General features: G+C 64.0%; 13 protein-coding genes. 10 read left to right on the forward strand and 3 right to left on the reverse strand.

Annotation, left to right across the window (positions count from 1 at the left end; genetic code table 11):
* The 7 genes from citX to dhbA all read left to right on the forward strand — a co-directional run bounded on the left by citX (nucleotide 1) and on the right by dhbA (nucleotide 7,371).
* Nucleotides 1-549 (forward strand): citrate lyase holo-[acyl-carrier protein] synthase, encoded by a 549-nt coding sequence (gene citX / locus L085_RS12525; protein WP_044030874.1) that lies wholly within the window; start codon nucleotides 1-3, stop codon nucleotides 547-549.
* Nucleotides 530-1,414, forward strand: a complete 885-nt coding sequence (citG, locus tag L085_RS12530) for a triphosphoribosyl-dephospho-CoA synthase CitG (protein ID WP_044030875.1) — start codon at nucleotides 530-532, stop codon at nucleotides 1,412-1,414. The genes citX and citG overlap by 20 nt, the downstream gene beginning before the upstream one ends.
* 25 nt (nucleotides 1,415-1,439) lie before the next feature.
* Nucleotides 1,440-2,903, forward strand: a complete 1,464-nt coding sequence (locus L085_RS12535; RefSeq protein WP_015378437.1) for an anion permease — start codon at nucleotides 1,440-1,442, stop codon at nucleotides 2,901-2,903.
* Between the two features lie 172 nt (nucleotides 2,904-3,075).
* Nucleotides 3,076-4,278 (forward strand): bifunctional glucose-1-phosphatase/inositol phosphatase, encoded by a 1,203-nt coding sequence (gene agp / locus L085_RS12540; protein WP_226988598.1) that lies wholly within the window; start codon nucleotides 3,076-3,078, stop codon nucleotides 4,276-4,278.
* A gap of 161 nt (nucleotides 4,279-4,439) precedes the next feature.
* On the forward strand, nucleotides 4,440-5,132 hold the full coding sequence (locus tag L085_RS12545) for a 4'-phosphopantetheinyl transferase superfamily protein (protein WP_044030877.1): 693 nt from the start codon (nucleotides 4,440-4,442) through the stop codon (nucleotides 5,130-5,132).
* Between the two features lie 189 nt (nucleotides 5,133-5,321).
* Nucleotides 5,322-6,512: an isochorismate synthase gene (locus tag L085_RS12550; RefSeq protein ID WP_044030878.1), complete on the forward strand. Its 1,191-nt coding sequence runs from the start codon at nucleotides 5,322-5,324 to the stop codon at nucleotides 6,510-6,512.
* 100 nt (nucleotides 6,513-6,612) lie between these two features.
* A complete protein-coding gene (gene dhbA / locus L085_RS12555) occupies nucleotides 6,613-7,371 on the forward strand; it encodes a 2,3-dihydro-2,3-dihydroxybenzoate dehydrogenase (protein ID WP_044032026.1) in 759 nt (252 codons plus the stop codon).
* Nucleotide 7,372: 1 nt separating this feature from the next.
* Here the strand turns inward: dhbA and rarD are convergent, their stop codons facing one another.
* Nucleotides 7,373-8,251: an EamA family transporter RarD gene (rarD, locus tag L085_RS12560; RefSeq protein WP_044030879.1), complete on the reverse strand. Its 879-nt coding sequence runs from the start codon at nucleotides 8,249-8,251 to the stop codon at nucleotides 7,373-7,375.
* Nucleotides 8,252-8,390: 139 nt separating this feature from the next.
* On the opposite strand from rarD, the gene alkB reads away from it, so the two are divergent.
* Nucleotides 8,391-9,038: a DNA oxidative demethylase AlkB gene (alkB, locus tag L085_RS12565; RefSeq protein WP_016927095.1), complete on the forward strand. Its 648-nt coding sequence runs from the start codon at nucleotides 8,391-8,393 to the stop codon at nucleotides 9,036-9,038.
* Here alkB and L085_RS12570 read toward each other — a convergent pair.
* Nucleotides 9,021-9,956: a LysR family transcriptional regulator gene (locus L085_RS12570; RefSeq protein WP_004940829.1), complete on the reverse strand. Its 936-nt coding sequence runs from the start codon at nucleotides 9,954-9,956 to the stop codon at nucleotides 9,021-9,023. The two genes, alkB and L085_RS12570, sit on opposite strands and share 18 nt — an antisense overlap.
* Nucleotides 9,957-10,042: 86 nt before the next feature.
* Here L085_RS12570 and L085_RS12575 point away from each other — a divergent pair, with 86 nt between their 5' ends.
* Complete coding sequence (locus tag L085_RS12575; RefSeq protein WP_044032028.1) at nucleotides 10,043-10,672, forward strand: serine-tRNA(Ala) deacylase AlaX; 630 nt, start codon at nucleotides 10,043-10,045, stop codon at nucleotides 10,670-10,672.
* A gap of 13 nt (nucleotides 10,673-10,685) precedes the next feature.
* Here L085_RS12575 and L085_RS12580 read toward each other — a convergent pair whose 3' ends face one another.
* Complete coding sequence (locus tag L085_RS12580) at nucleotides 10,686-10,928, reverse strand: hypothetical protein (protein ID WP_004940831.1); 243 nt, start codon at nucleotides 10,926-10,928, stop codon at nucleotides 10,686-10,688.
* Nucleotides 10,929-11,169: 241 nt separating this feature from the next.
* On the opposite strand from L085_RS12580, the gene L085_RS12585 reads away from it, so the two are divergent.
* Nucleotides 11,170-12,729 carry a TIGR04028 family ABC transporter substrate-binding protein gene (locus L085_RS12585; RefSeq protein ID WP_226988599.1) on the forward strand — a complete coding sequence of 520 codons (1,560 nt, stop codon included), beginning with the start codon at nucleotides 11,170-11,172 and terminating at the stop codon, nucleotides 12,727-12,729.
* Nucleotides 12,730-12,737 lie beyond the last annotated feature (8 nt).

Genomic DNA, 12,737 nt, shown 5'->3' on the forward strand with positions numbered 1-12,737 from the left:
ATGGCCGCCGTCGATCCACAACTGGCCGCCGAACGCGCGGTCAGCCTGCCGGAGCTGCTCACCAGCCGCGAATGCCGTCAGGCGCGCCAGCAGGCGTGGCTGGCGCAGCACGAGTGCACGCTGCTGGTGCTGACGCTGGTCGTCCCCGGCCCGGTGAAGGACAGCGCGCTGACGCGCGGCATCTTCAACCTGGGGTGGGCGGCGCTGCTGCGGCTGTGCGCCGAACAGGGCTGGCCCAGCCCGCAGACCGAGGCGCTGGCGCTTTCCACCGGCTGCGAAGGGTTTGTGGCGCTGCGCGCCGATGCCCAGCGGGTGAAGGACTGCGCCATGCAGCTGGAGGTGAGCCGCCCGATCGGCCGGCTGTGGGACATCGACGTGCTGGATACGCAGGGGCGCATTTTGTCGCGCCGCGACATCGGCCTGCCGGAACGGCGCTGTCTGCTGTGTGGCCAACCGGCCAAGATCTGCGCCCGCCAGCGGCGGCACAGCAGCGAGCAGCTGCTGCATGAAATGGAAAGGATGTTCAACGATGCGCTCTCTGCCGATTAATCTGCCCGCCCCCCGTGCCGAACCGGCCTGCGACTTCGCCCGCGCTGCCTTTCGCGCGCTGCTGGTGGAAGTCAACCTCACGCCCAAGCCGGGGCTGGTGGATCGCCATAACACCGGCGCCCACCGCGATATGGATCTTGGGCACTTCTACCGCAGCGCCCGCGCCATCGGCGTGTGGCTGCCGCGCTTTATCCAGCGCGGGCGCGAAGACGCGGCTCTGCCGGCAGAACAGCAGCTGGCGCGGCTGCGGCCGCTCGGCCTGGCCTGCGAAAACCAGATGTTTCGCGCCACCGGCGGCATTAACACCCACAAGGGCAGCGTGTTCTCGCTCGGGTTGCTGTGCGCCGCCTTTGGCCGCCTGCAGCAGCAGGGGCGCGCCATCGGCGCAGCGGCGCTGTGCGCCGAAACGGCGGCGATGTGCCGAGGATTGGTGGACCGCGAGCTGCGGCGCAACAACGCCGGGCAGACCGCCGGCCAGCGGCTGTTCGCTGCCTACGGCCTCAGCGGCGCGCGCGGCGAGGCGGAGGCCGGTTTTCGGCTGGTGCTGGACGGCGCGCTGCCGCTGTATCGGCAACGGCTGGCCGCCGACGGCGACGAACAGCGGGCGCTGCTGGACAGTCTGCTGTGGCTGATGGCCCACAACGGTGACACCAACGTCGCCTCGCGCGGCGGCATGCACGGACTGCGCTGGCTACGGCGCCGGGCGGCGTTGCTGCTGGCGCAGGGCGGTTCGGCCGGGGAGGCGGGCCTGGCACGCCTGCGGCGCTTCGATGCCGACTGCATCGCTCGCAACCTCAGCCCCGGCGGCAGCGCCGACCTGTTGATAGTGACCTGGCTGCTGGCGCAGCTGGGTGCCCAAGAATAATAACCAAGCCTTCAGGAGAGTCCCTATGTCCCAAACCCAGGAAAAGATCTGGAAAGCGATAGCGCCGCTGGCGGTGCTCGCGATCCTGTTATTGATACCGGTGCCCGACGGCATGCCGCCGCAGGCGTGGCACTATTTCGCCATCTTTGTGGCGATGATCGTCGGCATGATTCTGGAGCCGATCCCGGCCACCGCCATCAGCTTTATCGCGGTGACCGTCAGCGTGCTGAGCGCCAACTGGGTGCTGTTCGGCGCGCAGGAACTGGCGGAGCCGGGCTTCAAGGCCGGTAAAGAGGCGCTGAAATGGGGCCTGGCGGGCTTCTCCAGCACCACCGTCTGGCTGGTGTTCGGCGCCTTTATTTTTGCGCTGGGCTACGAGGCCACCGGGCTGGGGCGGCGCATCGCGCTGTTCCTGGTGAAATTCATGGGCAAGCGCACGCTGACGCTGGGCTATGCGGTGGTGATCATCGATATCCTGCTGGCGCCGTTCACGCCGTCCAACACCGCGCGCACCGGCGGCACCGTGTTCCCGGTGGTGAAAAACCTGCCGCCGCTGTTCGACTCTTTCCCTAACGATCCCTCCTCGCGCCGCATCGGTGGTTACCTGATGTGGATGATGGTGGTCGGCACCAGCATCAGCTCCTCGATGTTCGTCACCGGCGCCGCGCCGAACGTGCTGGGCATCGAGTTCGTCGGCAAGATCGCCGGGGTGCACATCAGCTGGATGCAGTGGTTCCTGGCTTTCCTGCCGGTCGGTCTGCTGTTGCTGATCATCGCGCCGCTGATCTCCTACTATCTGTACAAGCCGGGCGTGACCCACAGCAGCGAAGTGGCCGCCTGGGCGGATACCGCGCTGGGGGAAATGGGCAAGCTGACGCGCAAGGAATACACCCTGATCGGCCTGGTGCTGCTCAGCCTGTGCCTGTGGGTGTTCGGCGGCAAGGTGCTGGACGCCACCGCGGTGTGCCTGTTGGCGGTGTCGCTGATGCTGGCGCTGCACGTGGTGTCGTGGAAAGAAATCACCAAATATTCCAGCGCCTGGAATACGCTGGTTAACCTGGCGACGCTGGTGGTGATGGCCAACGGCCTGACGCGCTCCGGCTTTATCGACTGGTTCGCCCAGACCATGAGCACCCACCTGGACGGCTTCTCGCCGAACATGACGGTGGTGGCGCTGGTGCTGGTGTTCTACTTCGCCCACTACCTGTTCGCCAGCCTGTCGGCGCACACCGCCACCATGCTGCCGGTGATCCTGGCGGTCGGCAAAGGGTTGCCGGGCGTGCCGATGGAGCAGCTGTCGATGCTGCTGGTGCTGTCGATCGGCATCATGGGCGTGCTGACGCCGTACGCCACCGGGCCGGGGGTGATCATCTACGGCTGCGGCTACGTGAAATCGAAAGACTACTGGCGCCTGGGCGGCATTCTCGGCGTGGTGTACATCGCCGCGCTGCTGCTGATCGGCTGGCCGATCATGAGCCTGTGGTACTGAGTTGACGCACAGCGGCCGCCGCCCGGTGGCCGCTGGTACGATCTTTTCCCGTGAACCCTGTCACACACTTGTCACACTAACCCCGCCATCATACTCAGGCAAACGCTAACACCTTAAAAATAATCATTTTCCGGGAGCCTCTGCGGATGAGAAAAAAACGTTATTGCTGTGCCTGCCTTTGTTATTCACCGGGAACGCGCTGGCGGAAGCCGGCGGTTATCAACTGGAACAGGTACTGGTGATGAGCCGCCATAACCTGCGCGCGCCGCTGGCCAACAACGGCAGCGTGCTGGCGCAGTCCACGCCGAAGGCCTGGCCGGCCTGGGAAACGCCGGGCGGCCAGCTGACCACCAAGGGCGGGGTGCTGGAAGTGTACATGGGGCACTACTTCAACGCCTGGCTGAAGCAGACCGGCCTGTTGCCGCAAGAGGGCTGCCCGACCGCCGGCAGCGTGTACGTCTACGCCAACAGCCTGCAGCGCACGGTGGCCACCGCGCAGTTCTTCAGCAACGGCGCGTTCCCGGGCTGCGACGTCAGCGTGCACCATCAGGACAAGATGGGAGAGATGGATCCGACCTTCAACCCGATCATCACCGACACCGGCGAAGCCTTCAACCAGCAGGCGCTGGCGGCGATGAACGCCGCGCTGGGATCGCTGAAGCTGGACGCCTCTTATCAACAGCTGGCGAAGATCATCGATTACAAGGATTCCGCCGCCTGCAAGACCGACAAACACTGCGATCTGACCAAAGAAGCCAGCGTGATGAGCGCGGTGCCGGGCAAAGAGCCGGGCGTCTCCGGCCCGCTGCGGGTGGGCAACTCGCTGGTGGACGCCTTTATGCTGCAGTACTACGAAGGTTTCCCGATGAAAGAGGTGGCCTGGGGCAAAATCGTCACCCCGCAGCAGTGGAAGCAGCTGGCGCAGTTGAAAGACGGCTATCAGGATTCGCTGTTCACCTCGCCGGTGGTGGCGCAAAACGTCGCCAAGCCGCTGCTGACCTACATCAACAACGCGCTGCTCGGCGAGCGTAAACCGGACGCGCCGAAGCTGACGGTGCTGGTCGGCCACGATTCCAATATCGCCTCGTTGCTGTCGGCCATGCAGTTCCAGCCGTATCAGCTGCCGCAGCAGTACGAGAAAACGCCGATCGGCGGCAAGCTGGTGTTCCAGCGCTGGCGCGACGCGCAGAACGACCGTGAATTGCTGAAGATCGAGTACGTCTATCAGTCCACCGAACAGCTGCGCAAGGCGACGCCGCTGACGCTGCAAACCCCGCCGCAGCGCGTGACGCTGGCGCTGAAAGGCTGCCCGATCGATAAAGACGGTTTCTGCGCCTGGAGCGATTTCGAGAAGACCATGAAAGGCATCCTGTAATGCCCGGCCTCTCTCCCGAATGCGGGGGAGAGGCCTTTTCCCACTTCGTCTAACGCGGCGCCGCGCGGGACTTAACGCCATTTATTTTGCCCAGGGTCATTGTTGCAGGCCGTTTCGGGGGCTAACATCATCGGCCTGCCTGCTTATCATGGATACCGCCGTTGCCCACTTTTATCCGCAATATCGAATTTTTCACGCCGGACGGTTATCCGGGCCAGGTGGCGCGCTGCCAGTTTGCGCTGGCGGATTACCGCGACGAGAGTTATCCCGAGGCAGGTTTTACGTTGCCGGACCATCTGGCGCGCGCGGTGCCGAAACGCCGCGCGGAGTATTTGGCCGGGCGTGTTCTGGCGCGCCAGCTGCTGGCGCCACTCGGTTTCGCCGATTTCACCCTGGCGCGCGGCGAAGACCGCGCGCCGCAGTGGCCGCCGGGCATTGCCGGGGCGTTGAGCCATAATTCGCATACCGCGCTGTGCGCCGTGCACCGCGAGAGCGGGCTGGGCGGCGTTGGGTTGGACGTGGAGACGTTGCTGTCCGTGGAGCGAGCTGAGGAGCTGTGGGGGGCGATCGTTTCACCGGCGGAGCGCGAGGCGTTGCTGGGCGAAACGCTGCCGTTCAACGCGCTGCTGACGCTGACGTTTTCCGCCAAAGAGAGCCTGTTTAAGGCGCTGTATCCGCAGGTGCGTTGTTACTTCGATTTTCTTGATGCGCGCATGACGGCCGTGGATGTGCAGCGGCAGACGTTCGTATTAGAGCTGCTTAAGACATTGACGCCGCATTGCGCCGCCGGGCGCCGGTTCAGCGGGCATTTTTGGCGTGAAGGTGACGACGTCACGACCTTTATTTTTTGCTAAAACACAATAATAACAATGTGTTATTTCTTTTCGTGCCGTAACGCGGATTTGACGCAGCGGGCGGAAAGATTCATTCATCGGAGATTGACCCACGGTGGGGAACCGGTGTAATTTACCATCCCTTTACAGCTAATGATAACTATTCGCATAAACATTATCATTGGTGAGGCGCAACAAAGGAGTGGTCTTGTGGCGACACTGACGACAGAAAACCAAACCTTCCCCGGGTTTGCGTACGCCGAACAATCGACCTTTTTGTACCGGTCCGAATTCCGTTCCCTCTCCGCCAGCGGCGTGTTCGAGCGCATTGAGACGCCGGCGTTCGGCGGCGAGCAGGAAGACAGCGCGCTGGCGCAGCATATCCGCCAGGCGTTGGCGCGCGCCAAAGCCGCCGGTCAGGCGGCGCCGGTGGTGGTGGGCGCCATTCCGTTCGATACGCGCCGGCCTTCCAGCCTGTACGTGCCTGAAAACTGCCAGTTTGTCGCCAACGACAGCTTTACCCGCGCCGCGCGCCCGATGCTGCAACAGCCGCATCGCCTGGTCGCCTGCACCAGCATTCCGGACGAGCCGCGCTTTAAGCACGCGGTGGCGGAAGCGGTCAGCCGCTTCAAACAAGGCAAGCTGGACAAGGCGGTGCTGTCGCGCATCCTCGACATCGAGCTGGAGCAGCCGGTGGCGGGCCACCACATCCTCAATAACCTGATGGTGCAGAACCCGACCGGATACCACTTCTCCCTGCCGCTGGCCGATGGCGGCGTGCTGCTCGGCGCCAGCCCGGAGCTGCTGATCCGCAAGCAGGGCGGCGAAATCCACACCAATCCGCTGGCGGGGTCGGCGCGCCGTCAGGACGATGCGCGGCAGGATCGCCTCGGCAGCGAGCGCCTGATGCGCTCGACCAAAGACAAATACGAACACAAACTGGTGATCGACGACATTCGTCGGCGCCTGGCGCCGCTGTGCGCCAGCCTGAGCGTACCGAGCGGCCCGTCGCTGCTCAGCACCGGCACCATGTGGCACCTGTCCACCCGCATTCGCGGCGAGTTGCTGAATCCGGCGCTCAACGTGATGCAGCTGGCCTGCCTGCTGCATCCGACGCCGGCGCTGTGCGGCTTCCCGACCGAGAGCGCCCGCCAGCTGATCGCCGATCTGGAGCCGCACGATCGCGGCCTGTTCAGCGGCATCGTCGGCTGGTGCGACGCCAACGGCGACGGCGAGTGGGCGATCGTCATCCGCAGCGGCCTGCTGCGCGGCAACCGGGTGCGGCTGTTCGCCGGCGCGGGGATCGTCGCCGCCTCGACGCCGCAGTCCGAGTGGATGGAAACCGCCGCTAAACTGGGCACCATGCTCAACGCTTTCGGCCTGAACAGCGGCGCGCTGTAGGGCCACTTTGCGGCGCAGCGCGCCGCATCCTATGCTTTTCGCAGGAGACAACGATGAACAACAACATGACCCGGCTGTGCGCCCGGATGGCGGTGCGCGCATGAGCATTCAGATGGATTTCACCGGCAAACGCGTGTGGGTGACCGGCGCGGCGCGCGGCATCGGCGAGCAGATCGCCCGGCATTTTTTGTCGCAGGGCGCCGAGGTGGTGGGGTTTGACCGCGAGTTCGCCAACCCGGATCTGCCTTACCCTTGCGTGACGCTGGACATCAGCCGGCCGGAGCAGGTGGAGGCGGTGTGCCGCCAACAGCTGGCGGAAAACCCGCGACTGGACGTGTTGGTCAATGCCGCCGGCATTCTGCGCATGGGCAATACTGAAGATCTGAGCGTGGATGACTGGCACCAGTGCATCAACGTCAACGCCTCGGGGGCGTTTTACCTGTTCCGCGCCGTGCTGCCGCACTTCAAGGCGCAACGCAGCGGGGCGATCGTCAGCATCGGCTCCAACGCCGCGCACGTGCCGCGCGCGCAGATGGCGGCCTACTGCGCCTCCAAGGCGGCGCTGACCAGCCTGAACCACTGCGTGGGGCTGGAGATGGCGCCGTTCGGCGTGCGCTGCAATCTGGTGTCGCCGGGCTCGACCGACACGCCGATGCAGCGCGGCATGTGGCAGACCGACGATGCGCAGCAGCGCACCATCGCCGGCTTCCCCGAGCTGTTCAAACTGGGGATCCCGCTGGGTAAAATCGCCCGCCCGGACGAGATCGCCAACGCGGTGTTGTTCCTGGCCTCCGACTTGGCCAGCCACATCACCATGCAGGATATCGTGATCGACGGCGGCGCCACGCTGGCCGCCTGAGTCAGACCCGCTGGCGGCGCAGCAGGTGTTGCGCACCTTCCGCCGCCAGCAGCAGCACCGCCAGCCAGATCGCCAGATAGGTTGGCCATTCGCTTTGGCTGATGCTCTCGCCGAGCAGCAGCGCGACGATCACCAGCAGCACCGGTTCCACATAGCTCAGCAGGCCGAACAGGCTGAACGGCAGCAGGCGGCTGGCGAGGATATAGCACACCAATGCCACGGCGCTGATGACGCCGAGCAGCGGAATGCGCCAATACAGCTCGGTATTGATCTGCAGCGCCGCCGCGCCACCGTTGCCGAAGGCGAACCAGGCCGCAGCCGGCAGCATCAACGCCAGCTCGCACCACAGCCCGCCGAGATTGTCGGTGCCGAAACGCCGCCGCAAAATAAAGTAGAGCGGATAACCCAGCGCCACCACCAGCGTCGGCCACGACACGCCACCCGCCTGATACAGCTCATTGCCCACCCCCACCATGGCGCATGCCACCGCCAGTTTTTGCAGCAGCGACAGCCGATCGCGATAGATCAGGCGCCCCGCCAGCACCATGGTCAGCGGCAGCAGAAAATAGCCGAGCGACACGTCGAGCGCCTTGCCGTGCAGCGGCGCCCACAGGAACAGCCACAGCTGCACCCCCAGCAGCGCCGAGGTGAGCAGCAGGCCCAGCAGACGCGGCGGCCGTTGGCCGATCCAGGCCAGCGTGTCGCCCACCTTGCGCCAATCGCCGGACAGCGCCATGAACAGCGTCAGGAACGGCAGCGTCAGCAGCGTGCGCCAGCCGTAGACCTGCTCGCCGTTCAGCGGGGTGAGGGTAGAGATGAAGTAATACATCGCGCCGAACAAGATGGAGGCGACGACTGAAAGAGTGATGCCCTTAATCACACGCATTCCTGGTGAGTGATTGATTTTATGGCGGCTACTGTAGAGAAATTTGCCGCCAACGACAATGGCGCCGCCGGGTGCTGGACAATCGGCGGCGGCGGGTTACAATGGATACTGTGTATTCATACAGGTTTTGGCGATGACAATCGATCTTTTTGAAGACGCGCTGCCGCCGCCGTGGCGCGAAGAGATCGCCCCCGGCGCGGTGGTGATGCACGGCTTCGTGCGCGATCACGGGCCGGCACTGCTGGCGGCGGTGCAGGGCGTGGTGGCCCAGGTGCCGTGGCGGCATTTGACCACCCCCGGCGGGCACGTGATGTCGGTGGCGATGAGCTGGTGCGGCAACGGCTGGACCAGCGACAGCCGGGGCTACCGCTATTCGGAACGCGACGCGCGCAGCGGCAAACGCTGGCCGGCCATTCCCCCCATCCTGATGGCGCTGGCGGACGAAGCTGCGCAGCAGGCGGGCTTCGGCCCCTTCGTGCCGGATTCCTGCCTGATGAACCGTTACGATCCGGGCAGCAAGCTGTCGCTGCATCAGGATAAAGACGAACACGACTTCGGCGCGCCGATCGTCTCGGTGTCGCTCGGGCTGCCGGCGGTGTTTCAGTTCGGCGGCCTGCAGCGCAGCGACCGGGCGCGGCGCATTCCGCTGGCGCACGGCGATGTGGTGGTGTGGGGCGGCCCATCGCGGCTCTGTTTTCACGGCATCCTGCCGGTCAAGGAAGGCTACCACTCGCTGGTGGGGCCGCACCGCATCAACATCACGCTACGCAAGGCGCTTTAGCTGCGGCTCCTGCGCCAGGCAGGCGACGAGATAGTCGATAAACACCCGCAGTTTGGGCGGCAGATACTGGTTGGGCGCGTAGAGCAACCACAGGCCGCCGTGATAGCTGCTGAGGAAATCCCATTCCGGCAACACCTGCACGATCTCGCCGTCGTCGAGCGCCTGGCGGGCGGTAAAGTACGGCAGGCTGCCGATGCCGATATGCCGTTTCACCGCGTCCAGCCGCACGCCGGTGTGGTTGGCGGCGTAGCGGCCGCGCACGTTGACCGTCACCGTTTTGCCGCTGCGGCGGAATTTCCATTGCGCGTCGCTCGGCGTTTCCCCCAGATAGATGCAGCTGTGCGCCGCCAGATCGTGCGGATGCTGCGGTGTGCCGTGCTGCGCCAGGTAGTGCGGCGTGGCGCACAGCAGATGGTCTATTCTCATCAACTGGCGGCCGATCAACCCGGGCGAGGGGCGATCGGTAATGCGCAGCGCCAGATCGACCCGATCGTCTATCAAATCCATGTAGCGATCTTCCAGCCGCAGCCTCACGTCCACCTTCGGGTAGCGGCGCAGGAACTCCGGCATGTGCGGATGCAGCACGAAGCGGCCCACCGCTTTGGGTACGCTGACGCTGACCAGCCCTTCGGGCTCCGCGGCGCCGCGCCCGCCGATCGCCATGACCGCGTCGGCCGCCGCCAGCAGGGTGCGGCAGTGCGCAAACACCTCTTCGCCGCTTTCGCTCAGCCGCAGTTTGCGGGTGGTGCGGTGCAGCAGCTGCAGCGTCAGCGCCTGTTCGAGCTTCGCCACGCTGCGGCTGACTGCGGAAGGCGAAGCGCCCAGCTTGCGGGCGGCGGCGGAAAAGCTGCCGCTCTCTACCACCTGAACGAAAACGGCCATTTCGGCCAACAGCGCGTAAGAAAGATTTGTGCTCATGACGCAAAAGTCCATTGTGATGGCGGCGGATTATCCTCCAATTATGGCATGAATATAATGGCTCTCCGAACCGAGGAGAAAAAATGATGACCGAGCGACGTTATTACTACAGCGACGATTTACAGGGCCAGGCGCGGGTGTTGAGCTGTGCGCCGGCCGAGGCGGGCGCTTACGCCGTGGAACTGGACGCCACGCTGTTCCACCCGCAGGGCGGCGGCCAACCTTCCGATGTGGGGGCGTTAGGCGGCGTTACCGTGCTGCGGGTGCAGCAGCAGGGGGATACCGTGGTGCACTTTACCGCCGCGCCGCTGCCGAACGGGCCGGTTACGATGCAAATCGATGAAGCGCAGCGTCGGCTGCACGCCCGCTGGCACTCCGCTGGGCATCTGATCGGCTGGTTGGGCGAAACCCGGGGCTGGCGGCCGGTCAAGGCGCATCATTGGCCGGGGGAAGGGCGCATCACTTTCGCGCCGGGACCGGATGCGCAGACGATAGAAGCGGACTTTTTGCAGGAGGAGCTGATGCGTTTGATCGCCGCCGATCTGCCGCGCCGCCAGCAGGCGGTGGACGGCCTGCGCCAGGTCGGCTTCGGCGAGCTGCCCGCCTACGGCTGTGGCGGCACCCATGTCGCCGCGCTGGGCGAGGTGGGCGCGATCGCGATTACCGGCCTAAAGATGAAGAAAGGGCAATTGAACGTGCAATATGAGCTGGGTTGAATAAGGGGGTGGCTCAGCGCCCGGCCTGCCGCAGCTGGGTGCAGAATGCGCATTGGCACCCCGCCACCGGCACCGCTGCGCAGCTGCCGATGCTCACCGGCTGGGCGTCCATGGCGTGAAAGCCGTAAAACAGATTTTCGATGTTTTGTTCCGCCACCCGCGCCTGCTCCGGTCGCGGTTCGGGCACTTTCGACTGAAACGCTGCGGCCTTGCCGGCCAGCAGGCTGAGAAATAACAGCGACAGCTGGATTTTCATCGTCGTCTTCCTTTGGCTGAGGTTTTGATACTTTATAACAGATTGCATTCGCCGCCAAGCGACGCGTCTTGTGCGATTTACACCATTGGTTAGCGAAATTAGTTCGTTCAATTCCCCGCCGATTTGGTTTGTTATCTAACCCATAACTTTCAGAAATAATATGGGTGCGGCACTAATGTTTAAGTTTTCTTTCAAGGTATTAACCGGTGGAATAGCGGTGGCGTTAGGAGGGGCGGCGGCGATGAGCCCGGCGTTGGCGGCGGTGCAGGGCGGCACGCTGATCTACCTCGAACAACAGGCGCACACCAATCTTTATCCGCCTTCCGGCGGGTTTTACCCCAACGGCGGTATTCTCAATCAGATCACCGACAAGCTGACTTACCAGAACCCCAAGACGCTGGAGATTGAACCCTGGATCGCCGAGTCCTGGAGCAGCAACGCCGACAAAACCGAATACACTTTCAAGCTGCGCCCCGGCGTGACTTTCTCCGACGGCACGCCACTGGACGCCAACGCGGTGGCGAAGAACTTCGACACCTACGGGCTGGGCAACAAGGAGAAACGCCTGCCGGTTTCCGAGGTGATCAATAACTACCAGCGCAGTGAAGTGGTGGATCCGCTGACGGTTAAATTCCATTTCACGCGATCGTCGCCGGGTTTCCTGCAGGGCACCGCCACTATCGGCTCCGGGTTGGTATCGCTCAGCACGCTGAACCGCAGCTACGACGAACTGGGCGATGCGCGCCATATCATCGGTTCCGGTCCGTTTGTGGTCAGCGGCGAAACGCTGGGGCGTGAGGTCGAGCTTAGCGCCCGTAAGGATTATGACTGGGGGCCGGTCAAATCGCCCCAACAAGGGCGAGCCAATCTGGACGGCATCAAGGTGATCGTCACCGGCGAGGACAGCGTGCGCATCGGTGCGCTGCAGGCCGGGCAGGCGGATTTTATCCGCCAGATCCAGGCCTATGACGAGAAGCAAACGCAGGATCAGGGCTTTATCATTTATGCCGCACCGACGCGCGGCGTCAACGACAGCATCGCTTTCCGGCCGGATAACCCGCTGGTGGCCGATCTGCGCGTGCGTCAAGCGCTGCTGCATGCCACCGACAGCAATCAGATCGTCGATACGCTGTTCTCCGCCAACTACCCGCAGGCCAAATCGGTGATCGCCTCCTCGGCCGCCGGCTTTGTCGATCTGTCCGACAAGCTGAAATTTGACCCGCAGCAGGCCAACCGGCTGTTGGATGAAGCGGGTTGGAAAAAGGGCGGCGACGGGCTGCGGGAAAAGGACGGCAAGAAGCTGGTGCTGACGGTGTATGAATCGTTGCCGCAGCCGCAGAACAAGGCGGTGTTGCAGCTGGTTTCTCAGCAGTGGGGGAAAGTCGGCGCGCGGCTGAACATTCTGGCGGGCGACGCCGGCAGCCGGGTGGCGGATAATCTCGACCCACAGAAAACCCCGGCGACGGTGGTGGAGGTGGGGCGCGCCGATCCGGACGTGATTAAAAGTCAGTTTTACCCAACCAACCGCGACGGGCTGCTGCAGAAGGGCGGCACCAGCAGCAACAGCAACTTTAGCGATGACAAGCTGAATGCCCTGCTGCTCGGCATTGCCTCCGAGGTTGATGCGCAACAACGCCTGCAGATCGCCGGCGAGGCGCAAAACTACCTGATTGACCAAGCCTACGTGATCCCGTTTTTTGAGGAGCCGCAGGTGTTCGCTGGTGCGCCTTATTTGAAGGGGGTGAGTTTCGAAGCGGTCGGTCGCCCGAGCTTCTACGGCGCCTGGTTAGAGAAACATTAAGGGGGCGC

It is taken from the genome of Serratia sp. FS14 (assembly GCF_000695995.1).
GTDB classification, from domain to species: domain Bacteria; phylum Pseudomonadota; class Gammaproteobacteria; order Enterobacterales; family Enterobacteriaceae; genus Serratia; species Serratia nematodiphila.

What these genes read in the sequence shown, in the direction of transcription:
- citX (WP_044030874.1), top strand. Translation starts at nt 1, where the DNA reads ATGGCCGCCGTCGATCCACAACTGGCCGCCGAACGCGCGGTCAGCCTG.
- citG (WP_044030875.1), top strand. Translation starts at nt 530, where the DNA reads ATGCGCTCTCTGCCGATTAATCTGCCCGCCCCCCGTGCCGAACCGGCC.
- L085_RS12535 (WP_015378437.1), top strand. Translation starts at nt 1,440, where the DNA reads ATGTCCCAAACCCAGGAAAAGATCTGGAAAGCGATAGCGCCGCTGGCG.
- dhbA (WP_044032026.1), top strand. Translation starts at nt 6,613, where the DNA reads ATGAGCATTCAGATGGATTTCACCGGCAAACGCGTGTGGGTGACCGGC.
- alkB (WP_016927095.1), top strand. Translation starts at nt 8,391, where the DNA reads ATGACAATCGATCTTTTTGAAGACGCGCTGCCGCCGCCGTGGCGCGAA.
- L085_RS12570 (WP_004940829.1), bottom strand. Translation starts at nt 9,956, where the DNA reads ATGAGCACAAATCTTTCTTACGCGCTGTTGGCCGAAATGGCCGTTTTC.
- L085_RS12575 (WP_044032028.1), top strand. Translation starts at nt 10,043, where the DNA reads ATGACCGAGCGACGTTATTACTACAGCGACGATTTACAGGGCCAGGCG.
- L085_RS12580 (WP_004940831.1), bottom strand. Translation starts at nt 10,928, where the DNA reads ATGAAAATCCAGCTGTCGCTGTTATTTCTCAGCCTGCTGGCCGGCAAG.
- L085_RS12585 (WP_226988599.1), top strand. Translation starts at nt 11,170, where the DNA reads ATGAGCCCGGCGTTGGCGGCGGTGCAGGGCGGCACGCTGATCTACCTC.